21 protein-coding genes are annotated in these 22,192 nt (G+C 31.9%); 15 read left to right on the top strand and 6 right to left on the bottom strand.

Going from position 1 to position 22,192, the window contains the following annotated elements:
• The first annotated feature begins 10 nt into the window (after nucleotides 1–10).
• The 3 genes from CD035_RS02345 (at nucleotide 11) to CD035_RS02335 (ending at nucleotide 2,207) form a co-directional block, all read left to right on the top strand.
• Nucleotides 11–925 carry an LCP family protein gene (locus CD035_RS02345; RefSeq protein WP_048540745.1) on the top strand — a complete coding sequence of 305 codons (915 nt, stop codon included), beginning with the start codon at nucleotides 11–13 and terminating at the stop codon, nucleotides 923–925.
• A 45-nt stretch (nucleotides 926–970) separates the two neighbouring features.
• Entirely contained in the window at nucleotides 971–1,270 is a 300-nt protein-coding gene (locus tag CD035_RS02340) for a winged helix-turn-helix transcriptional regulator (RefSeq protein WP_048540747.1), read from the top strand.
• A gap of 76 nt (nucleotides 1,271–1,346) precedes the next feature.
• Nucleotides 1,347–2,207: a fructosamine kinase family protein gene (locus CD035_RS02335; RefSeq protein WP_037590547.1), complete on the top strand. Its 861-nt coding sequence runs from the start codon at nucleotides 1,347–1,349 to the stop codon at nucleotides 2,205–2,207.
• Between the two features lie 32 nt (nucleotides 2,208–2,239).
• Here the strand turns inward: CD035_RS02335 and CD035_RS02330 are convergent, their stop codons facing one another.
• Nucleotides 2,240–2,800 carry a helix-turn-helix domain-containing protein gene (locus tag CD035_RS02330; protein WP_048540748.1) on the bottom strand — a complete coding sequence of 187 codons (561 nt, stop codon included), beginning with the start codon at nucleotides 2,798–2,800 and terminating at the stop codon, nucleotides 2,240–2,242.
• A gap of 116 nt (nucleotides 2,801–2,916) precedes the next feature.
• On the opposite strand from CD035_RS02330, the gene CD035_RS02325 reads away from it, so the two are divergent.
• Both CD035_RS02325 and CD035_RS02320 read left to right on the top strand, forming a co-directional pair.
• Entirely contained in the window at nucleotides 2,917–4,107 is a 1,191-nt protein-coding gene (locus tag CD035_RS02325; RefSeq protein ID WP_048540751.1) for a CynX/NimT family MFS transporter, read from the top strand.
• Between the two features lie 209 nt (nucleotides 4,108–4,316).
• On the top strand, nucleotides 4,317–5,699 hold the full coding sequence (locus CD035_RS02320; RefSeq protein WP_048540753.1) for an amino acid permease: 1,383 nt from the start codon (nucleotides 4,317–4,319) through the stop codon (nucleotides 5,697–5,699).
• Nucleotides 5,700–6,207: 508 nt separating this feature from the next.
• Here CD035_RS02320 and CD035_RS02315 read toward each other — a convergent pair.
• A complete protein-coding gene (locus CD035_RS02315) occupies nucleotides 6,208–7,125 on the bottom strand; it encodes a nucleoside hydrolase (protein WP_048540755.1) in 918 nt (305 codons plus the stop codon).
• Nucleotides 7,126–7,391: 266 nt separating this feature from the next.
• Between CD035_RS02315 and CD035_RS02310 the strand changes: the two genes are divergently transcribed.
• A complete protein-coding gene (locus tag CD035_RS02310) occupies nucleotides 7,392–7,754 on the top strand; it encodes a helix-turn-helix domain-containing protein (RefSeq protein WP_048540757.1) in 363 nt (120 codons plus the stop codon).
• Between the two features lie 18 nt (nucleotides 7,755–7,772).
• A complete protein-coding gene (locus tag CD035_RS02305) occupies nucleotides 7,773–8,333 on the top strand; it encodes an RBBP9/YdeN family alpha/beta hydrolase (RefSeq protein WP_048540759.1) in 561 nt (186 codons plus the stop codon).
• 79 nt (nucleotides 8,334–8,412) lie between these two features.
• Here CD035_RS02305 and CD035_RS02300 read toward each other — a convergent pair whose 3' ends face one another.
• Nucleotides 8,413–9,150: a transglycosylase family protein gene (locus CD035_RS02300; RefSeq protein ID WP_048540761.1), complete on the bottom strand. Its 738-nt coding sequence runs from the start codon at nucleotides 9,148–9,150 to the stop codon at nucleotides 8,413–8,415.
• Between the two features lie 613 nt (nucleotides 9,151–9,763).
• Between CD035_RS02300 and isaB the strand changes: the two genes are divergently transcribed.
• From isaB to CD035_RS02285, 3 genes are all read left to right on the top strand, one after another.
• A complete protein-coding gene (isaB, locus tag CD035_RS02295; RefSeq protein WP_048540763.1) occupies nucleotides 9,764–10,276 on the top strand; it encodes an immunodominant staphylococcal antigen IsaB family protein in 513 nt (170 codons plus the stop codon).
• Nucleotides 10,277–10,509: 233 nt separating this feature from the next.
• Nucleotides 10,510–12,123 carry a ribosomal protection-like ABC-F family protein gene (abc-f, locus tag CD035_RS02290; protein ID WP_048540765.1) on the top strand — a complete coding sequence of 538 codons (1,614 nt, stop codon included), beginning with the start codon at nucleotides 10,510–10,512 and terminating at the stop codon, nucleotides 12,121–12,123.
• Nucleotides 12,124–12,625: 502 nt separating this feature from the next.
• The gene (locus tag CD035_RS02285) at nucleotides 12,626–13,837 is read left to right on the top strand and encodes an MFS transporter (protein ID WP_048540767.1); all 1,212 of its coding nucleotides are present in this window, start codon (nucleotides 12,626–12,628) and stop codon (nucleotides 13,835–13,837) included.
• A gap of 101 nt (nucleotides 13,838–13,938) precedes the next feature.
• Here CD035_RS02285 and CD035_RS02280 read toward each other — a convergent pair whose 3' ends face one another.
• Together CD035_RS02280 and CD035_RS02275 are read right to left on the bottom strand one after the other, a co-directional pair.
• Nucleotides 13,939–15,144, bottom strand: coding sequence for a S41 family peptidase (locus CD035_RS02280; RefSeq protein WP_048540768.1), 1,206 nt, complete (start codon nucleotides 15,142–15,144; stop codon nucleotides 13,939–13,941).
• Nucleotides 15,145–15,213: 69 nt separating this feature from the next.
• Complete coding sequence (locus CD035_RS02275) at nucleotides 15,214–15,816, bottom strand: GntR family transcriptional regulator (protein ID WP_025906924.1); 603 nt, start codon at nucleotides 15,814–15,816, stop codon at nucleotides 15,214–15,216.
• A 114-nt stretch (nucleotides 15,817–15,930) separates the two neighbouring features.
• On the opposite strand from CD035_RS02275, the gene CD035_RS02270 reads away from it, so the two are divergent.
• The 5 genes from CD035_RS02270 to kynA all read left to right on the top strand — a co-directional run bounded on the left by CD035_RS02270 (nucleotide 15,931) and on the right by kynA (nucleotide 21,161).
• On the top strand, nucleotides 15,931–16,806 hold the full coding sequence (locus tag CD035_RS02270; RefSeq protein ID WP_048540770.1) for an NAD(P)-binding domain-containing protein: 876 nt from the start codon (nucleotides 15,931–15,933) through the stop codon (nucleotides 16,804–16,806).
• 9 nt (nucleotides 16,807–16,815) lie between these two features.
• Nucleotides 16,816–18,183 carry a four-carbon acid sugar kinase family protein gene (locus tag CD035_RS02265; protein ID WP_048540772.1) on the top strand — a complete coding sequence of 456 codons (1,368 nt, stop codon included), beginning with the start codon at nucleotides 16,816–16,818 and terminating at the stop codon, nucleotides 18,181–18,183.
• A gap of 24 nt (nucleotides 18,184–18,207) precedes the next feature.
• Complete coding sequence (locus tag CD035_RS02260; protein ID WP_048540773.1) at nucleotides 18,208–19,569, top strand: gluconate:H+ symporter; 1,362 nt, start codon at nucleotides 18,208–18,210, stop codon at nucleotides 19,567–19,569.
• A gap of 126 nt (nucleotides 19,570–19,695) precedes the next feature.
• Complete coding sequence (locus tag CD035_RS02255; protein WP_080964666.1) at nucleotides 19,696–20,316, top strand: cyclase family protein; 621 nt, start codon at nucleotides 19,696–19,698, stop codon at nucleotides 20,314–20,316.
• 2 nt (nucleotides 20,317–20,318) lie between these two features.
• Nucleotides 20,319–21,161 (top strand): tryptophan 2,3-dioxygenase, encoded by an 843-nt coding sequence (gene kynA / locus CD035_RS02250; protein ID WP_048540777.1) that lies wholly within the window; start codon nucleotides 20,319–20,321, stop codon nucleotides 21,159–21,161.
• 201 nt (nucleotides 21,162–21,362) lie between these two features.
• Here kynA and CD035_RS02245 read toward each other — a convergent pair whose 3' ends face one another.
• Nucleotides 21,363–22,145, bottom strand: coding sequence for a putative hydro-lyase (locus CD035_RS02245; protein WP_048540779.1), 783 nt, complete (start codon nucleotides 22,143–22,145; stop codon nucleotides 21,363–21,365).
• Between the last annotated feature and the right edge of the window lie 47 nt (nucleotides 22,146–22,192).

Here is a 22,192-nt window from a genome sequence, read left to right as displayed (position 1 = left end):
GAGTGTGACTATGAAGCTAACAAGAAAAGGTAAAGTAACAATTATAATTGCAGCTCTCGTCTTAATTGCTGGTATATTTGTAACAGTAAAAGCGATTAATATAAATAACAAAGTTTATCAACCGATTAATAAACAAGATACAAAACACGTGAAAGAAAAAATTAAAAACAATAAGCCGATTTCTATCGCGATTTTTGGTGTAGATTCTAACAAAGAAAGAGAATCTGAAAATATAGGTGAACGAACGGATTCAATTATGTTAGCTTCAATCAATCCTAAAACTAAAACAACTAAACTCGTTAGTGTTCCACGTGATATGGCAGTAAATATTCCTGGATATAGTAGTCATGATAAAGTCGCACATGCATATGCATACGGTGGCTCAAAAACAGCAGTACAAACATTAAAAAATGAATTCAATATACCGATAGATGGGTATATAACAGTAGATATGGATGGCTTTAAAAAGACAATCGATGCCCTAGACGGTGTAAATGTTAAAAGTAATAAATCATTTACTTTTAACGGTACAAAATTTAAAGCTGGAGAGAAAGTGAAATTAAACGGTCAAGAAGCATTAGACTTTGTACGAAGTCGTAAAGAAGCGGGTGCTGGAGATGATGAAGGAAGACAAGAAAGACAACGTATTGTAATAGAAGCAACAAGTAAAAAGCTTAAAAATAATTTAAATGTCAATAATTTCAACGAGTTGATGAATGTTGCTCAAGATAACATTACAACAAGCTTTAATTTAAATGACACAAGAAAACTAATTACTGACTATAAAAGTGCAACAGAACATTTTGAGAAGATATCTATCGATGGTGTGAATCAAATAGAGAATGATGGTATTTGGTATTTCGAAGCAGATAAAGATGCGAAACAACAAATTGTCAAAACGTATAAAAATAATTTAAAAAGCTAGCATATTTATGTTTCAATATACTTAATATGAAATGGGGCTATCTAAGTGACTTCAATTAATGAAATGAAAATCAAACAAAATATAAATCATCTTATTCAAAATTACGGTATTCAGTTATTAAATTATATGAGTGATTGTGAAAGAGAAGAAAAAGCATTACTTTCAGTGTTTGATAAAGTGGATGATCAAATTATTAAAGCATCTCTAGAATTGTTGAAGCAAAATAATCTTATAAATATTAGAACTGAAGAGATTATGCCCCCGAACATCTATTATCATCTTACGAAAGATGGCGAGTTGATTTTACAGATGATTTATAAGTTCGAATCATTAAACTTTGAGTAGGGTACATAATAATAAAATTGCTGTTGTTTTGAAGTTTGATTAATTTTTAATACAATAACACATAGGAGGGATCGTCATGAATAAAGATTGGCAATCACAATTACCTATAGATGATATTAAAGAACTCATACCAGTTAGTGGTGGAGATGTGAATGAAGCATATAGAATTGAAAGGCAAAGTGGAACGGATTTTCTACTTGTTCAACATAATAGAAGCGAAGATTTTTATGCTGCAGAAATTGCTGGATTAGAAGCATTTGAAGAAGCGGGCGTTACGGCACCTGTTGTTAAAGGTTATGGTCAAATTAACGGAGATGCATATTTAATATTGAGTTATCTTGAAGAAGGTCGTCGAGGTAGCCAAAGTGAACTCGGCAAACTTGTAGCGAAATTGCATAGTCATTATCAACAGGATGGTAAATTTGGATTTCATTTACCTTATCATGGTAGTGATATTACGTTCGAAAATGGTTGGAAAGATACATGGATTAATATATTTGTCGAGCAACGCTTAGATCAACTGAGAGACGAAATTGTAAGGCGAGGACTTTGGTCCAAGGACGAACTTCAACAATTTGAACAAGTACGTACAGTCATTATTGAAGCCTTAACAGAACATAAAAGCAAACCTTCATTACTACATGGAGACTTGTGGGCAGGCAATTATATGTTCTTATCTAACGGGGAACCTGCATTATTTGATCCTTCTCCATTATACGGAGATCGTGAATTTGATTTAGGAGCAACAAGAGTCTTTGGTGGTTTCACGGAAGCCTTTTATAAAGCTTATGATGAAGCATTACCATTAAGTAAGGGTGCAAATGAAAGAATTAAATTTTATGAACTATACTTATTAATGGTTCACTTAGTGAAGTTTGGTTCAATGTATGCAGGTAGTGTTCAGAGAACAATGGATGACATATTAAATGATAAGTAAAAAGGATTGGGATAAAAATTTATCCCAATCCTTTATTTATGTTGTTGATATTGTATAGTTGCTGTTAAATGAACATCCTCTTTACCGATATTACGATAAGTATGTGTTACGTCAGATTCAAAACGGATAGCATCATCTTGACGAACTGTGTGTTTAACGCCATTGATATCGACTTCAAGTATGCCACTATGAACAATGATATATTCTTCAGATCCATTGTGATGTCCTTCTGATATCATTTCAGCTCCACTGAGTAAAATCATATTAAACATTTCAAAATTTTTATCTATATTAAATGGGAAATATGGGTATATTGTGACGGATTGATTATCGTTATATATAGGTGTGATGTCTGATTTAGACACGCAATTAATGTTATCTTCTTTGTTAGAAATTAAATCGGATATAGGTAAATGTAAGCCATTTGCTATTTTCCATAAAGTTGTAATGGTAGGATTAGATTGTCCATTCTCAATTTGATTGAGCATTGTTTTACTAACGCCTGTCAATTTAGATACTTTACTTAGGCTTAATTGTTGCGATGTTCGGTACTGTGATAAATTATGCGCAACAATTGTATGGATATCTTTCATAAATATAAACACTCCTATTTACTTTATAACGAACGCGATGTACAATATAATGTGTTCTTTATAACGAACGTTAAGAACAGTATAACAGAAATTCAGTTTAAGGAGATAATAAAAAGATGGATCATATAAATAGAAATAAAAAACAAAGTTTAATATTATTTATTGGCATCTTATTAATTGGAGCAAGTTTAAGAGCACCTATTACTTCAGTAGGGATTGCGCTACCTTCAATTAAAGATACTTTAAATTTATCCAATACATCTGTCAGTTTAATTACGATTATTCCGTTACTTTCATTTGCGGTTATTTCACTATTCGCTGCTAAAATTAGCCACAAATTCGGATTAGAGCGTACAGTTTTTGGAGCACTTATATTAATATGTGTAGGTATTGCTTTAAGAGCGATTACAGGCGTGTCTTGGTTATATGTCGGTACGATATTAATAGGTGTAGGTATTGCGTTTGGAAATGTGTTAACGCCAGGTATTATTAAAATGAACTTCCCTTTACATATAGGTATCATGACAGGTTATTACACAGTTGTGATGAATATATTTGGAAGTGTTTCATCATATGTTACAGCACCACTTGTTAAACATTTTAACTACAACATAGCAATCAGTTTAATAGGTATTGTAACGTTTATAGGTATTATTACATGGTCATTCCAGTTAAATAAACATGAAACGGTTAATAGTTCTCAAACCACGACAAATATAAATGTTTGGAAATCACCATTGTCATGGCAAATTACGCTATTAATGGGTGGTCAGTCAATGATATTTTATTCATTGATAAATTGGTTACCTGAATTTTTATTAAGTCATGGTACACCGATTAATGAAGCGGGGATTTATTTATCTATTCTTCAATTAGCCATTATTCCATTAACTTTTGTCACACCTATATTTGCTGAAAAATTGAAGAACCAAGTTCTGATTACTTTTGTGACGGGATTACTCTTCGTATTAGGTATATTAACATTAATGTTACAACCTAACTGGGCATTTTTAGGTATTATATTGATTGGTGTTGCCAGTGGTTTGGCATTTGGTCTTGTAAATACATTCTTTGGATTAAGAACAGAAAATGGTTTAACGGCAGCCAAATTATCAGGTATGTCACAGTCTGTAGGTTATTTATTTGCTGCGATTGGTCCATTACTATTCGGTATACTGCACGATGCTACAAACAGTTGGAATACGTCGTTTGGAATACTGCTTGTTACTTCAATTATCATTATGATTATAGGATCACGTGCTGGTAGAAACATCACAATAGAACAAACTTTAGGAGCGAGACATTAAATTAATGTCTCGGTTTTTTTCTATTTATTAATTATAAATAAATTACAATATTATGAACAAAATACATATAATTTTATAAAAAAAGGAAAACGCTTTCTAGTAGTGCTTTATTTTCTGATTATTTATAGTATAATTGTCCCATGAAGTTTGAATAAAATTAAATAGATAAATCTTAACTGAAAAGTTTTAATGAGGAGTGACACGAAAGAATGGAAGACAATCATTTAAAAAGGGGTCTGAGTTCACGTCAAGTACAGATGATTGCACTTGGTGGAACAATAGGTGTTGGTTTGTTTATGGGTGCTTCAAGCACTATAAAATGGTCGGGACCATCTGCAATACTCGCTTATTTAGTAGCAGGCCTTTTCTTGTATTTAGTAATGAGAGCAATGGGAGAATTAGTTTATTTGTATCCAACTACAGGATCATTCGCCAACTATGCGAGTGATTATTTACATCCAGTAGCTGGTTATGTGACAGCTTGGAGTAACATATTCCAGTGGATAGTAGTAGGTATGAGTGAAGTAATCGCTGTTGGTCAATATATGCAATACTGGTGGCCAGATTTACCAACGTGGATACCAGGGGTAATAGTAGTTGTAACTTTAGCTGCAGCAAATTTAGCGTCAGTTAAAGCTTTCGGTGAATTTGAATTCTGGTTTGCAATGATTAAAGTTGTAACAATTATTTTAATGATTATAGCTGGTTTCGGTCTAATCTTCTTTGGACTTGGAAATGGCGGGAATGCTATAGGATTAGGAAACTTAACAGAACATGGTGGTTTCTTCCCTAAAGGTATCGTAGGTTTCTTCTTTGCATTATCAATGGTTGTAGGTTCATATCAAGGTGTTGAATTAATAGGTATTACAGCTGGTGAAACGAAAGATCCACAGAAAAATATTAAAAAAGCCGTTAATGGTGTAATTTGGCGTATTTTAATCTTTTACATAGGTGCAATTTTCGTTATTGTAACAGTTTATCCATGGGATCAATTAGGTAACGTAGGTAGTCCATTTGTTGCAACATTTGCAAAAGTAGGTATTACGATTGCTGCAGGATTAATTAACTTCGTTGTTATAACAGCAGCAATGTCAGGTTGTAACTCGGGTATTTTCAGTTCAAGCCGTATGGTTTATACATTAGCTCAAAAAGGACAAATGCCTCGTATTTTCACTAAAGTTATGAAAACAGGGGTACCATTCTTTGCAGTATTAGCCATTTCAATTGGTATTTTTGTAGGTGTTATTTTAAATATCGTATTACCATTAGTAATTGATGGTTCTGAAAATATCTTTGTATATGTATACAGTGCATCAATACTGCCAGGTATGGTTCCTTGGTTTATGATTTTATTTAGTCATATTCAATTTAGAAGACATCATTCAGATGAAATTAAAGATCATCCATTCAAGATGCCGTTCGCACCATACTCTAACTATTTAACATTAGGATTCTTTATCTTAGTATTAATCGGTATGTTGTTCAATTCAGAAACACGCGTTTCTGTTATTATCGGTATTGTATTCTTATCAGTAATGGCAATCGTATACTTCTTAAGAGGATATCATAAAGAAGACAAAGGTGAATATTAAGCCTTTAACATAAAGCGTCTAGAACAGAAATGTTCTAGACGCTTTTTCGTATTTTTCAGAAATATGGGGTGAGGGCGATGCTGATAGGAAGGAGAACATTGCAAGTGGGCTGCGACAAGCAATATTCAGGACCTCGTATTTATCAAGACTGGTGAAACAAGATAAATAGACGCCTTGTATTTATCAAGACTGGTGAAACAAGATAAATAGACGCCTTGTATTTATCAAGACTGTGCAAACAAGATAAATAGACGCCTTGTATTTATCAAGACTAGTGAAACAAGATAAATAGACGCCTTGTATTTATCAAGACTGTGCAAACAAGATAAATAGGAGCCCTGTATTTATCAAGACTCCCCAAACAAGCAACATAGAACGCCTGTATGTTGCAAGACTGCCCAAACAAGCAACTTAGAGCCTCTTCACTCCTCATCCTCACATTTTCCATATGAAAGAGACTGGCACATTTAATGCACCTGTCTCTTTTTTTAATATGAATAATGTATGGTCATTGATTTTGATGTATTGCTTTAATAAAGTCTACAAATTTTTCTCGGAATTGTTTATTTTGTGCATGCATACATACTTCGACTTTTCCTTCATCGCTAAATTCAGTGTATGTACATCCCGCTGCTTGTCCTTCAGTTATGACAGATACATTGGCACGTTGTGTTGTAAACATTTCTGGATATAATAAGTAGAAGATTGTACATAAGTCATGAATGATATGTTCATGTTCTTCACCGGCATTTACATCGTTGTATGAAGATAACATATCTATAATGACCTTTCCAATGTCTCCTTGTGTTTGAATGATATTTAAATCATCTTTATTGATCATAGTTTCTCTCGTTACATCAAGTCCACACATTACGATTGGAATATCTTGATCAAAGACAATTTTTGCTGCATGTGGGTCTACAAAAATATTAAATTCTGCAACTGGCGTAGCATTTCCACCAACTGCTGCACCGCCCATTAACACGATTCGTTTAATGTTTTTTTTAGTTTCAGGAAATAGTGAGAATAACAGCCCTATATTAGTTAGTGGTCCAATTGGTACGAGAGTAATAGGTTCTTCAGAATTCAAGATAGTATCTCTCATTGCGATAACAGCATGTTCTTCTAGTAATTCATTATGTAAAGTGGTCTTAATTTGAGCATTACCTATACCATTTTGACCATGTACATGTTCTGCTGTTTCAAGCTTATTGATGAGTGGTTTATCTACACCTTTAGCGACTGGCGTATTTGAATGAAAGTAATTTACAATATCTAATGCATTTTGAGTTGTTCGTTCAATGCCTACATTACCTCCAATAGTTGTGATTAATCTAACATCTAATTCTTTACTATGTAGTGCTGCAGAAATCGCTATAATATCATCTATTCCAGGGTCCGTGTCTATAATAATCGGGATTGTCATGTTGTTCGCTCCTTTATCGGTATGATATATATAGTATAACAAAGTACAATTATAATTACGGAATGAACGATTAATAACCCTTTTTGAAAATAAGACAGAAGGCAGAGTACCCTCTTAAAAATAAATGACGTATTGTTAAAAAAGTATATAATGGTGTTAAAGGTTATTATTATGCGTTTGCAACTTCAAGTTGCTTGGGGTGCAAACTATAGTATCGGGATATTTTAAAGTAGTCGTTATATAGTAAACATAAGGAGTTGGTTGATATGAATATTGGAGCTAAAATTAAAGAAGAGAGAGAAATTAATGGATGGTCTCAAGAAGAACTCGCTAACAAATTACATGTCACAAGACAAAGTGTTTCTAAATGGGAACTCGGTAAAGTATATCCAGGTATAGATATATTGGTGCAAATGAGTGATATCTTTGATGTATCTTTAGATGAGTTAATCAAAGGGGATAAAAATTTAAAGCACACGATTATTGAGACTTATCGAAATGAACCTAATCATAATCAAAATTATTATGATCGTCCGATGAATGGATGGGAGTTCTTATCAAGATTTTGGTGGCTCGTATTTCCATTCGGAGGTATTATAATAGGTATCATTAATGCACTCGTACAATAAACAGAAGAGGTAATGAATATGGATAAACAATTATATATAGCACATGGCTATACTGCAGACAGTAAAAAGCATTGGTTTAAATGGTTAACAGAACAATTTGAAGATATAGATAGTAAAATTTTAGACTTTCCTAATTCATCAAACCCTGTGTTAGAAGATTGGAATAAAACTTTATTAGATGAAGTAGATATATCGAGTGGAAATAATGTAATCGTTGCACATAGTTTAGGTGTAGTGACGGTATTAGATTATCTATCTAGATATGAAGGAGAATGGAATGTTAAAGGACTTGTTCTTGTAGCAGGCTTTTATGAAAAGATTCCTAACTTAAATAAAATTGATGCTTATATGGATCAAACACAAGTAGATTTTGAAAAGATTATTAAACAAGTCCCAAACATTGTAAGTGTCATAGCATCTAATGATCGTTTAGTTCCACGTCATTTAAGTGAGCGATTAGCAGAAAGACTTCAATCTGAAGAAGTTATCATTCAGCATGTTGGCCATTTCTGTGATTCAGACGGTTATACTGAGTTTCCAGAAGTTGCTGAAATCGCAAATGATATGTTTAATAAATAAAATATACAAAAAACGCCCCCGGCTATTGCCGGGGGCGTTGGATTAATGTGTTGAATAAAATTTTAATACTGCTTTTATATTATGCAGTTACCCATTGTGAAGCGCCTGCAGTGTTATATAATTTAACAGCTGCTGCATCTTGTACTGATTCTGGAGCTTCTGTTGGAGATACACCTTTATATTCTGCTGGTGCTACTGAATCCCAAGTGCTTTGTAAGAATTGGTATTTACCTGCTGCACCTGAAGATGGGTTAACAGCTTTTAAGTCTCCGCCAGATTCACGTTGAGCAATAAGTTTTAAGTGATCATTAACATTTACATTTGAACCTTCAGAAGCTGAAGATGAACTAGTAGATGTTTGAGTTGTTTGTGTAGTAGTTTCTTGTGTTTGTTGTGTTTCTTGTTTTGGTGCTTCTACTTGTTGAGGTGCTTCTTGAGTTGCTTGTTCATTAGCTGTGTTGTTTGCTGCTGGAGCTGGAGTTTGTTCAGCTACGTTTTCTTCAGCTACTGGTTGTTGTTGCTCAGCTACAGGAGCTTGAGTGCTTTCAGAGTCAGCTGCATTAGTTGCATGGTATTCCCAAGTAAAGTTTTGACCATCTGATTGGAAGTTATACTCGTAACCTTCTAATGTGAAGTTAATGTTATATGCGCCTTCTTGAATCGCATGTTCATTAAGTTCTGGTGCATTAGATTGAGCTAATTGAGCTAATTGCTCTTTATTTACGTCCTGTTCAGCTGCGTCTGCTACTTGTGTAGATGCAACACCTGTTGCTCCGATTGCTACTGCTAATGATGAAGTTAAAAATGCTTTTTTCATAATTTTAAAACCCTCCGAATAATTTTTTATTTATAGTATCTTTTTTAAGATGATAATTTCTTTGTTAGTTAAAAATTCTTCCCTAAAAATGGGACAAGACAACAATAACATATATAGAGGCTTTGTAAATTACAGTCAAATAACAAAAGATTACAATGTAGAAGAAATAATGTAATAATGAATTACGCTCGTTATATTTTGTAATGTTACACTTATATTTACCAATTGTATACAATTGGATGATAAAATAGTCGAATTTTATATAATCAACATGAATACTTTCATGACGGTTTTGAAAGGAGGTATATAAAATTTTAAATTCGATATAATTACTAAGAAATAAGTTCAGAGAATAAAAATGTAAAATTTTAGATGTGTAAAATTAATCAATATTTTTTGTTTATAAAAAGTTCATAGTAAGAACTGGATGTTTCCTATAATGCTTCTATATTTAGTCCGCGTATGCTTCAGAGTGATTATGTCGACAATAGACTGAATTGTCAGTAATATTACTGATGGTATACCTACAATCTCTTTGTGTAATACTTTTGATAACTTTGTAATATTATTGTAATATTAAGGTGTACAATTATACCAAAAGGGAGTGATGATAATGAATAAATTAACTAAATTAACAATTGCAGCAGGAATTTCTTTCGGAACAATTTTTGGTATTGTAGATTTTCCTGGTCAAGACAGTCATGAGGTTGAAGCAGCAACAACACCTTACTACACTTATAAAGGTTACACCGGCCATGACGGTAGTTTTATTTTAGATTCAGCTTTCATCAATGCTTTAGTGTATAAGAACGTTACAATGAATAATTATAGAATCGTTCAGCCACAATCTTATGAAGGAAATATTTATACGCATAGAACATCATATGATCAAACATTCTATTTCGGTGGAAAATATGAAGAAGAATATGCTGCAAGTGCTAAATTCCCAGTGAAAAAGCATCACATTTCAAAAGCACAAATTCTTAAAGCTTACGGAAATGATTATACTATAGAAGAAACTCGTAACGGAGAAGAATATAGATTTCTAGTAGGTGGCAATCTTATCATATTTACAATAGATAATAATTACGTCACAACTGTTAATATTGGTGAGAATTTAAAATAGCATAAAGACATTGAATTATTATTTTCACAACTATATAATGAAACTAACTTAAACGAACGGAGGTGTTTTAGATGTTTCTTTTAGCTCATAGTTGCAGATTTTTCTTAATCGTACGCAACAAATTTGCGGATGTTCTTCCAAAATTGGCGGAGTATGTCTTTTTTGAAGAAAAATATAGCTATAAGGAATGTCTAACACCAGCTTCCTTATAGACCGATTTTGGAGGAAGCAAAATGAATATTATTAATATGTCTAAACTATCAAAGTCTTACACAGGTGATCTCATCTTTGAGGATATTAAATATGACTTAAATGAAGGAGATTGTGTAGGACTAGTTGGAAGAAATGGTGAGGGTAAGAGTACATTATTGAAATTGATGGCTGGTATCGAAGTGCCGACAGAGGGGCAAATAAGCTGGCAAAAGAACATTTCAATTGGTTATTTAAACCAGTTACCACAGTATGAAGAAGATAAAGAAATTTATGAATGTTTATCAGAAGTATTTAAAGAAATTAATCACATCTCTCAAAAAATGAAATTTTTAGAAGATGAAATGGCAAATAATACGAATGATTTAGAACGATTATTAAAACAATATGGCGCATTACAAGAAACATTCCAAGAAATAGGTGGGTATGAAAGAGACGCACTCATAAGAAGAGTCAGTCATGGTTTGAAAATTAATCAATTATTAAATCAAACGTGGGGGAAACTCTCTGGAGGAGAACGTACTAAAATTGGCCTTGCTCAAATATTATTGCAACAGCCTAAACTACTATTATTAGATGAACCAACCAATCATTTAGATATTTCCTCTGTTGATTGGCTATCAGATTTTATTAAACAATATAATGGTGCAGTTATGATCGTATCACATGATCGATACTTCTTAGATGAAACAGTCAATCAAATATTAGAAATCGATCAAGGACATCTGCACATTTATCACGGTAATTATAGTTATTTTGTTAAAGAAAAAGAAGCACGCATAATACGTGAATTTGAAGCATATCAGACACAACAGAAGAAAATTAAAAAAATGGAAGATTCCATTAAACAATTAAGGTTATGGGCGAGTCAAGCAAAGCCACCCAATGCAGCAATGTATAAACGTGCGAAAAGTATGGAAAAAGCATTAAATAGAATCAAGAGGTTAGATAAGCCAGTACTAGAAAATAAAAAAATGAATGTAAACTTAACAGAAGGACAACGTGTCTCAAACGATGTGATTGAATTCAAAAAAGTTTCTAAAATGTATGAAGATATACTATTCGAAGATATCGATTTACTTATTAGAAGAAAAGAACACGTATCCATTATAGGTAACAACGGTACAGGGAAAAGTACACTATTGAAAATGATGATGCAGCAAATAGAACCAGACGATGGAGAAGTTCATTGTGCTTCAAACTTAAGAATAGGTTACTTATCTCAACATACATTTGAAAATATAGAAAATCAAACAGTCATAGAAACCTTTAGAGATGTTGTGCATGTAACAGAAGGACAAGCAAGACACATACTTGCACAATTTATGTTCTATGGAGAAGATGTATTTAACACAGTTGAAAGTTTAAGTGGTGGAGAAAAAATGAGACTAAGGTGGGCACAAATCGTTAATCAAGACTTTAACGTGCTCATACTTGATGAACCAACAAACCATTTAGATATAGATTCAAAAGAAACAATAGAAGAAGCACTGTTAGATTATGAAGGTACTGTAATAGCCGTATCACATGATCGATATTTCTTAAATAAACTATTTGATATAACGTATTTACTACAAGATAAACAACTAACAAAATATGAAGGAAATTATGATTACGTAAAAGAGAAGTTATCATGATACAAATAAAGCGACGCCCGAAATAGGCGTCGCTTTTCATATTTTGTATAGGATTTTGGACCTGCTAACGCTCAAGAGTGGAAAACAAGATCGTTAGAAATTCTAACGTCCAAGAAACCGAAACAAGATCGTTAGAAATTCTAACGCTCAAGAAACCGAAACAAGATCGTTAGCGCGTGAGAACCAGCACAAAAACAGAAAAAATGTCGCTCTAACGCTCAAGAATGAAAAACAAGATCGTTAGCGCAACATTTTTATTTAAATTTAATGCGAAGTAAATGTATTTGTAGCTGTTTCTAAGATGATTTGAACAAATCATGTTTCTAGTCTATTATATTTTTTAAGAAGTAACGATTTTATATGCTTATGTATAATCAAATAATTTTTTTATGTTATATGCAAACGTATATGTAAAATTAAATATATAGTTGGAATATAGAGAAGTCTAACGAATTCAACAGGCTGATAACACTCACTTTTATCAGAAAGGGAGCGAGTATATATGAAGAAATTTTTAAAAATTAATGATTTTTATTTGATATTATCTTCTTTAGCTATTACGAGAATTAGTGAATCTTTATTAGGCATAGCTGTATTGTGGAGCTTATATGTTTATACAGATTCAGTGTATTTAGTGGGCTTATTAACACTTTTTCAAGTTTTACCAATTATAATCTTTTCTTTTTATTCTGGTGCACTGGCTGACTCATATAATAATAAATCAATTTTAATCATAACGAATCTATCACGCTTTATTCTTCTAATGCTATCAGGGCTAATTTTTTATATTATTCAAAGTGATTTGTTAAACATTATATTGTTATACATATTAGTTTTTATTTTGGCTATACTAACTTCTTTTTATCTTCCAAGCTTCCAAGCAACAATTAAGAAAACGATAAGTAATCAAAAACTTATAAATGCTAATAGCTCGTCTGAATTTATCAAACATATTTGTAATATTTTTGGATTATTATTAGGGGGATTACTTGTTGATTCACTAGGATTAATTAACACACTTTTTCTAGGTGGCTTATTATTTTTAGGTGGAGCAATACTTATGAAAATAGCATATATTCCAATTTTTTCTCAACAAATCATTGATAAAAAAATTAAAGGAAGTATATCAGAATCTTTTAGTTACTTAAGAAAAAGTTCAAATTTATTACAACAATCTATATATTATTTAATCATTATTAATATATCTGTTGCTCCTATTAGTTTAATATTTGTCTTAATGTCTGATCAATTAAAATTAGGGTCAATAGGTTTATCAGTTTTAATGATTAGTTTTTCTATAGGCTCAATAATAGGAACAATTTGCGCATCATATATTTTAAAAATAGTTGAAGAAAGCAAAGTAAATTATTTATTAATCGTGATGTATTCAGTATTAGTGATATTAACAGTATTAATATCTAATACAATACTTGTAGTATTGTTAATATTTTTAACAGGTATAACTTCAAGTTTAAGTGTCATATTTATTAATACCTTTATTCAAAGAGAAACAAGCAATGAATTTATAGGTAGAGTTAGTAGTTTTAGGTCACTAGCACTAAGAATACCGCCTCCAATAATAGTTATGATTTTTAGTTACTTAGTCGACATTTTAAATATAGCTTACGCTGCAATTATTATAAATAGTATTACCATAATTTTAGCTACATTTGTATTTATAAAAAGACAAAAAAAGATGGTTGGAAATGAATAACTCTTAATAATTAATTTAAGAGACTAATCATTTTCAACCATTTATTTTATGTTTGAATAAAACAAAAACAAGATCGTTAGCTCAACATTTTTCATTTAAATTTAATGCGAAGTAAATCTATTTATAGCTATTTCTAAGATAATATCTTTTTCTAGTTCTTCTGGTGTCCATGGAATATAGTGGTCTACTGGTATACCTGTTTTTCCCATACTTTTACCTAAATCTACATTTCCGTCTTTAGAGTGTGGGACGCTTAATTTATATTTACCGTTAATATCGATAAACATGATATTACTATAATCGTTCATACCTTTAGTAGGTCTACCTATAATTTCGATATTTTTAAATTCATGTGCAATTTTTACAAAGTTATCTCCTGAACTTCCGCATTCAAAATCCGCTAGTACCTTTACATCTGGACACTTTTCTTGAATACCTTTAATTGTGTCAGATTCTGGATTGTTATTGATATTAACAAACCCTTTATCGTAGTTATCTTTATATAGATTTAAAATTGATTTATATTCATCGAGATCATCTGAATCTGGCATTTGTTTTATGAGTTCAGAAATTGTATGTATTCTTTCGTCGCAATAAGATTTTGTAAATCTATGATAATAAGGCGTTTCATCAGTTATTGTAATACTTTCGGTTGTTAAATAAGGTAATAACTTTAAATAAGCTAAATCTGAACCACCGCGATTACCTCGCACATCAATAATGATTTGTTTCGCATTTAAAAGTAGGTTTTTATGCTTATCTATTAAATTAGAGATTTTTAAATGATCAATAAAGTCGGTGAATTTTATATAAATATAGGTGCTTTTATTTTCGATAATGTATGATTGTTCAAAGAAATCCGGTTTATCTTTTTGTAAAATAGATATTTGTTTAGAATCCGATACGATATATTTATATTTTTTAAGTACGTCTGACCATTCCATTCTTTCTGGGTTACTTGATTTTAATAAATCATGATCATTTTCAAGTATATAATCGATTGAGTATGAACCTAAATTATGAATTACAGTACCCGTTGGAATTTGTGAATTTCTAGAGTCTATCACATATAATTGATCATTATATAATTGGACTCTTATATTTGGATAAAGTCCATTAAAATCAACTAATTTAAGATGTGGATCGTGAAATTTATTCAAATATTTAGTCATGTAAAAATAAAATTCTTCTTCATTTATATTAGAAAGTTTAGATGGAAATTGTGTTATAAGTTCTTTTTTATCAAAGTAACCTGCATATTCATTAATGAGTTGATTTTCAATGATGTTAAATTCTTTTAATGTCATATGATGCACTCCATTCATTTTAATATAGTTGATTATTGTTTATTACCCTTCTCCCCACACTATTTCTTCCTATGATTTCAAATAGTATAGACTGAATTCTAAGTCGTTTAATAAGTGTTCTTTCATGAGTTCTATTGCCGCTTCGGTTTGTCTTTTTTCTAGCATTTCTGCTATTTTTTGATGTTCTTCTATAAGACCTGGGCGCTTTTTATTGATAACTGTTTTGCTGAATAGGTATATATAACTTTTTAATTTACTATACGTATCTATTATAAAACTATTTTTTGTAGCGCTCATGATTTTTTGATGGAATTGATCGTTGATTTGTATGATTTCTTCTTCTGTTTTATCGTCTCCGATTGTTGCGTAACTTTTTAATTCTTCGATATCGTCTTGAGTGAATACGATACTCGCTTTTTTAATTGCGTGTGTTTCTATTAAAATACGCATCTCAAAGATATTTCGATATTCTTCTACTGTTGGTACATAAATATAACCGTCTCTTATGAAGTATTCTAATTCTAGTTGTTTTATAGCTTCTCTTATCGGCGTTCTACTAACATTATATCTCTGTGCAAGTTTGCTTTCTGTTATTTTTTCATTTTGTGTTAAGTCACCATTTATAATGTCATTTCTAATTTTTTGATATATGGATAATTCCTTATTTGCCATCGTTCTCACCTCGTTAACTTCATCTTACTATAAAAAAAATTGAAATAAAATGTATACATTTATTAATTTTTGGTATACAATACCTGTAAACGTTTACAGAAGAGGAGCATAAAAATGAAAATTGGATTTGTTGGATTAGGTATTATGGGTAAGCCAATGGTGAAGAACTTAATCAAAGCTAATAAAGATGTATTAGTAAATGATTTAAATAAAGAAGCTGAAAAAGAGGTAGCAGCATTAGGTGCGAAAGTTGTATCTATTGAAGAAATGGCTAGAGATGCTGAAGTGATGATTACGATGTTGCCTAATGGCGCTATTGTTAAATCAGTTTTATACAGTGGTGAAACGGCAGTATTAAACCAAAATGAAATTAATGTCAAAATGGTTATTGATATGAGTTCTTTAACACCTAATGAATCTTTAGAAATTAGTAAAGTACTTGAAGAAAAAGATATTCAGTATGTAGATGCACCAGTTAGTGGAGGAGAACCACTTGCGATTACAGGAGAACTAGCTGTAATGGTAGGTTGTGATGAAGGATTATTAGAAGATATTAAAGAAGTGCTTCGTCCAATTGCTGGATCTGTTGTAAGAGTTGGTCACGTTGGTTCTGGTAGTGTCGTTAAATTGGCGAATCAAATTATCGTGAATACAAATATTGCAGCATTGTCAGAAGCAGTTGTACTCGCTAAGAAATTTGATATTGATTTGACAGAAATGCATGAAGCAATCAAAAAAGGTTTAGCAGGTTCAGCAGTTATGGAAGCCAAATTCCCTAAAATGATTAAACAAGATTATAAACCAGGTGGCACTTTAAATATTAATTTAAAAGATTTGAAAAATGTATCGTCAACAGCAGATACAGCAGGATTAACATTACCAGTTATTAATCAAATTAAAGAAATTTATAAATCAGAAGTTGCACAAGGCAATGGTTTAAATGACCATTCAGGTATCATTCAATACTTCGAAAAAATAAATAATATGTAGGTGATAATGATGTTAACAAAAGAATTAATAAATGAATTTAAGCATGATGATATAAACAAGCATTTAGCAGATTTAAAATATAAAATTATCGTACTAGATGATGATCCTACAGGCACTCAAACAGTTAAAGATTTACCTGTATATACGAAGTGGACTGAGGAATGGATTGAAGATGGCTTCCTTCAATCCCATAATATGTTTTACATTTTGACAAATTCTAGAGCGTTAAACGAGCAAGAGACGATTTCTTTACACCAAGAGGTAAGCGCTAACATACAAAAAGTAGCTAATAAATTGGATATTCCTTATTTAATTATTAGTAGAGGAGATTCTACATTAAGAGGTCATTTCTATATAGAACCTAAAGTGTTAAGTGAGTCTAGTGACCAAGCTTTTGATGCTGTATTCTATATTCCAGCTTTCTTTGAAGGTAGTAGATATACATATGAAGGCATTCATTATCTTAAAGAAGGCGAGCAATATATCCCGGTATCTGAAAGTGAATTTGCACAAGATACAACATTTGGATTTAAGTCTAAACATATGAATGACTTTATAAGCGAAAAAAGTAATGGCGAAATTCAATCTGACGAAGTTTATCACATCACATTAGAAAACATACGACAAAGAGATAAAGAAACGATTTTTAATGTATTTTCAAATTTAAATGACTTTGATCAAGTCGTTGTAGATGCTGTGAATGATGAGGATATGGATTTCTTTGTAGCTTGTTTGACTGTATTTTTAGCACAACATGATAAACGCTTTATCTTTAGAACAGCAGCATCTTTTGTTAAAGCGATTTGTGAAACGCCTGGAGAAATTATCAATTTAAATTCGTATAAAGAAAATGATAATGGTGGCATTATTGTTGTTGGTTCACATGTTAAAAAGTCATCAGATCAACTGAAATATTTATTGGAAAATACTTTTATTAGTGAAATAGAATTTGACGTTACGCAAATAGCGTCATCCAATTTACAAGCTTATGTTGATGATATGACACAACTCGTTGAAAGATACATTGATAACGGTGAAGATGTTGTCATTTATACGTCAAGAGATGTTATTAGAACTGAGAATTTGCAACATAATTTAAGTATTTCTACTGCAATTTCAAATAGTTTAGTATCAATCGTTTCAAATTTAGATGTACAACCGAAGTTTATTATCGCTAAAGGTGGTATAACTTCAAGCGATGTTGCGACAAAAGGGTTAAAAATTGAAAAAGCAAAAGTCATCGGTCAAATTACACAAGGGGTTCCAGTATGGCTAACAGGTCCTGAAGCGAAATATCAAAATATACCTTATGTTATATTCCCAGGAAATGTCGGAGATGAAGAAACTTTAAGCAGTGTATATGAATTAAATCGTTAAATATATAAAGAAAGAGGGATTTAAATGTTGGGAGAATACTGGCCACTGATTAGTGTTGTAATTGGTGTATTAATTTTATTAGCGCTTATTATGTACTTTAAATTAAATACGTTTGTTGCTTTAATTATCACTTCAATGTTAACAGGTATTATTTTAGGTATGCCACTTGATAAAATTGTGGAAACCATTGAAAAAGGTATGGGCGATACACTCGGTCATATTGCGATTATTTTTGGATTAGGTTCGATTTTAGGAAAGTTATTATCTGACGGTGGTGGTTCAACAAGAATTGCAGATACACTGATTAATACGTTTGGTAAAAAATATGTAACTTGGGCAATGATTATTGCATCATTTATTATCGGGATATCTTTATTTTTAGAAGTTGCATTTGTGTTATTAATTCCTTTAGTGTTTACGTTGGCTAAAAGAATGAAAATTTCTAATTTACAAGTTGGTATTCCAATGGCGACTTCAATTGCTGTAACGCACGGATTCCTACCGCCGCATCCAGGTCCAGTAGCGATATCAGAAGCGGTTAATGCCAATATTGGAGAAGTGCTGATGTATGGTCTTATCATCGGTGTACCTTTAGCAATCATAGTTGGAGGGATTTTCCCTAAATTTGCTTATGCTATAGCACCTGTAGCATTTGAAAAGAAAGGAAACACAGCAAGTATTGGGAAAATTAATGATTTTAGTAATGAAAAATTACCGAACTTTGGTATCAGTTTATTAACAGCATTATTCCCAGTTATCTTAATGTTATTTGCTACGGTAGTTCAACTCATAACTGGTCATGATCAAGAACCAACAAACTGGTTTGAATCTATCGTGTACCTACTAGGTTCATCAGTTACAGCAATGTTATTAGCTGTGTTATTTGCGATATATTCAATGGGTATTAAACAATCTAAGAATATGACAACGATTATGAAATCATTTGAAGAAGCTATTGGACCAATAGCAATGTTACTTTTAATTATCGGTGGGGGCGGTACATTTAAACAAATCCTCATTGATGGTGGAGTTGGTGACACAATTTCAGAAATATTCCATGGTACAGAAATGTCACCAATATTTTTAGCATGGCTAGCTGCTGCTTTATTAAGGGTAGCACTTGGTTCAACAACAGTAGCAGCAATATCTTCAGTAGGTATTGTATTACCATTATTACAAGCTTCAGATGTGAATATTTCACTTGTCGTACTTGCTATTGGTGCAGGCAGTATATTCTGCTCACATGTGAACGATGCAGGATTCTGGATGTTCAAAGAATACTTTGGTTTAACAATTAAAGAAACGTTCTTAACATGGACACTTCTAGAATCTGTACTTTCTGTATTAGGTTTGATATTAATATTAATCGTCAATTTAATTGTATAATTTTGAAAAAGGCTGGGACATACAGATATGTCTCGGCTTTTACTTTTTTCATTATTACAAATTAATGTACAAAAGTTGTATTAAAAGGTAATATGGTAGCGATTACATTAATAAAGGAGCATGATTATGTGGATTGATATTACACAACAATTGACGAACAATATTGCACACTGGCCAGGTGATGAGCCTTTTCATTTTAAACTTTCAGCGACTAAAGAAGAAACGGGTTCTGTAAATATTGGTAGCATTTCAACAAGCACACATATAGGCACACATATGGATGCGCCATATCACTTTGATGAAGAAGGTATCAAGATTCATGAAATTGACGTCAATCGTTTAATTGGCGATGCAACATTAATTGAAATTATGGATGAAACATTAATAACCCAGGAAATACTCAAGCAATTTGAGATTAAAGGGACTATTATTATGATTAAGACTAAATCAGAAGCACATTCTGAAGTGTTCCCAGAGTCAGTACCTGTCTTAACAGAAGACGCCATTCAATATTTATCTTCAATAGGGATTAAAGTATTTGGTATAGACGTGCCATCAGTAGATGATATCGACTCTAAAACTTTAGACAATCATCATGCATTTAATCAATACGACATCATTAATATTGAAAATCTATTATTAGAAAATGTTTCAGAAGGTTATTATAACTTCATTGGATTACCTTTAAATATAGTAGGTGCAGACGGATCGCCAATAAGAGCGGTCATTTCTAAAAAGGGGGAGTAGTTGTGAGCGAATTTCAAGATGAATCACTTAAAGGGGAAAGTGTGAAGACGGATTTTTCGAAGGACATGACTTATAGTGAATATTTAGGTTTAGATAAAGTATTATCAGCACAACATACATTAACAGATGCGCACGATGAGAAATTATTCATAATTGTCCATCAAGTATCAGAACTGTGGATGAACTTGATTATTCATGAATTAAATTCTGCAAGTGATGATATTAAATCTGATCAATATAAACAAGCATTTAAAAAATTAGCTCGTGTAGGTAATATACAAAAACAACTCATTCAAGTATGGGAAGTATTATCAACCATGACACCAAGTGATTATTTGAAATTTAGAGATGACTTAGGAAATTCTTCAGGATTTCAATCTTTTCAAAATAGAATGATTGAATATAGCTTAGGATATAAAACAACACATGCTTTAAAAATCTATGAAAAAGACCCAAATATTTATCAGCAGCTGAAAACACAACTAGAACGACCAAGTATTTATGATGAAACAATTAAAGCAGTACATAGAGCAGGATTTGACATAGATTCAGAAGTGTTAAATAGGGAAGTTACACAGAATTATATGAGAAATGATTCAGTCAAAGAAGCTTTTAAAGCAATATATTTACAATCAGACGCATACTTTGAATTGTATGAACTACTAGAGAAATTAACAGATGTAGAAGATAGATATAGTCAATGGCGATTTAGACATATGAAAACCGTACAAAGAATAATAGGGTTCAAAACAGGAACGGGTGGAAGTTCAGGCGTAAATTATTTAAAGCGCGTTATTGACCAGAACTTCTTTCCTGAATTGTGGGAATTGCGTACAGAACTATAAGTTGAGAATGGAAGTATAGGGATTTCCAGGCCGATAAAAATAAATACCGGTCCAGAAACAGAAAATATGGACCGATAAAAAGAAATAACGACCCGAAAATGGAGTTTCTGGACCGATAAAAAATATTACCGGTCCAGAAACAAAATGAAGCTGAGGCAATTAACGTTGCCTCAGCTTTCTGCTTTCAAAGTCCTTCTAATTCTAGCTCATTTCACTGTCTTTAATATCTGTTATAAACATATGTCCGGGTGCGTGCGTAATCATGATGTCTGGTTTGGCATCTAATGCTACGGATTGTGGTGTTACACCGCATCCCCAGAATACAGGAACTTCTCCATCTTTAATTGTTACAGCTTCACCGAAATCAGGTTGGTCAATGTTTCCGATACCGATTTCACTTGGATTTCCAATATGTATTGGTGTACCGTGTACTTCTTTGAAATGTGTTGTGATTTCAGTAGCTTTAATTGCTTCTGCCATCGTCATAGGTCGCATGCTTACTGTAATGTTTCCTTTAAAAGTACCACTTGGTTCAGCAGGTATATTTGTTATGTACATCGGCACGTTATGATTTTCTTCAATATGACATACTGGAATACCCGCTTCAAGCAAAGCATGTTCAAATGTAAAGCTACATCCAATTAAGAAGCTGACCATATCATCTGAATACAACGCTTTAATATCTTCGTATTCTTGTACGAATTTGCCATCTTTATAAAGTCTGTACAATCCAACATCTGTTCTAATATCCGCTTCTTTTCCATATTTACTAAATGACGGTGATCCTACTTCGGATACATCAAGTAATGGACATGTCTTAGGATTTTTAAAGCAAAATTTCAAAAAATCATAGGCATATTTAGAAGGCAAGATGACGACATTTGCTTGGACATACCCTTTAGCCATCCCACTAGTTGGTCGTGTTAATGCGCGTTGTCTTATACTTGCTCTAATTTCATTTGGTGATGCAGTTTGTAAATTCATCATATTATCCCCTTTCTGCATGGTTCATCTTATTATATCATTTAAAC

Origin of the sequence: Mammaliicoccus sciuri (assembly GCF_002901825.1) — a bacterium.
Lineage (GTDB): Bacteria > Bacillota > Bacilli > Staphylococcales > Staphylococcaceae > Mammaliicoccus > Mammaliicoccus sciuri.
This window is presented reverse-complemented; position numbering and strand designations above follow the sequence as displayed.

Excerpts from the sequence above, each read along its gene's own strand:
- CD035_RS02310 (WP_048540757.1), top strand. The coding sequence starts at position 7,392 with ATGAATATTGGAGCTAAAATTAAAGAAGAGAGAGAAATTAATGGATGG.
- CD035_RS02335 (WP_037590547.1), top strand. The coding sequence starts at position 1,347 with ATGAATAAAGATTGGCAATCACAATTACCTATAGATGATATTAAAGAA.
- CD035_RS02270 (WP_048540770.1), top strand. The coding sequence starts at position 15,931 with ATGAAAATTGGATTTGTTGGATTAGGTATTATGGGTAAGCCAATGGTG.
- CD035_RS02305 (WP_048540759.1), top strand. The coding sequence starts at position 7,773 with ATGGATAAACAATTATATATAGCACATGGCTATACTGCAGACAGTAAA.
- CD035_RS02325 (WP_048540751.1), top strand. The coding sequence starts at position 2,917 with ATGGATCATATAAATAGAAATAAAAAACAAAGTTTAATATTATTTATT.
- isaB (WP_048540763.1), top strand. The coding sequence starts at position 9,764 with ATGAATAAATTAACTAAATTAACAATTGCAGCAGGAATTTCTTTCGGA.
- CD035_RS02255 (WP_080964666.1), top strand. The coding sequence starts at position 19,696 with ATGTGGATTGATATTACACAACAATTGACGAACAATATTGCACACTGG.
- CD035_RS02300 (WP_048540761.1), bottom strand. The coding sequence starts at position 9,150 with ATGAAAAAAGCATTTTTAACTTCATCATTAGCAGTAGCAATCGGAGCA.
- abc-f (WP_048540765.1), top strand. The coding sequence starts at position 10,510 with ATGAATATTATTAATATGTCTAAACTATCAAAGTCTTACACAGGTGAT.
- CD035_RS02245 (WP_048540779.1), bottom strand. The coding sequence starts at position 22,145 with ATGAATTTACAAACTGCATCACCAAATGAAATTAGAGCAAGTATAAGA.
- CD035_RS02265 (WP_048540772.1), top strand. The coding sequence starts at position 16,816 with ATGTTAACAAAAGAATTAATAAATGAATTTAAGCATGATGATATAAAC.
- CD035_RS02285 (WP_048540767.1), top strand. The coding sequence starts at position 12,626 with ATGAAGAAATTTTTAAAAATTAATGATTTTTATTTGATATTATCTTCT.
- CD035_RS02320 (WP_048540753.1), top strand. The coding sequence starts at position 4,317 with ATGGAAGACAATCATTTAAAAAGGGGTCTGAGTTCACGTCAAGTACAG.
- CD035_RS02330 (WP_048540748.1), bottom strand. The coding sequence starts at position 2,800 with ATGAAAGATATCCATACAATTGTTGCGCATAATTTATCACAGTACCGA.
- CD035_RS02260 (WP_048540773.1), top strand. The coding sequence starts at position 18,208 with ATGTTGGGAGAATACTGGCCACTGATTAGTGTTGTAATTGGTGTATTA.
- CD035_RS02280 (WP_048540768.1), bottom strand. The coding sequence starts at position 15,144 with ATGACATTAAAAGAATTTAACATCATTGAAAATCAACTCATTAATGAA.
- CD035_RS02315 (WP_048540755.1), bottom strand. The coding sequence starts at position 7,125 with ATGACAATCCCGATTATTATAGACACGGACCCTGGAATAGATGATATT.
- CD035_RS02275 (WP_025906924.1), bottom strand. The coding sequence starts at position 15,816 with ATGGCAAATAAGGAATTATCCATATATCAAAAAATTAGAAATGACATT.
- CD035_RS02345 (WP_048540745.1), top strand. The coding sequence starts at position 11 with ATGAAGCTAACAAGAAAAGGTAAAGTAACAATTATAATTGCAGCTCTC.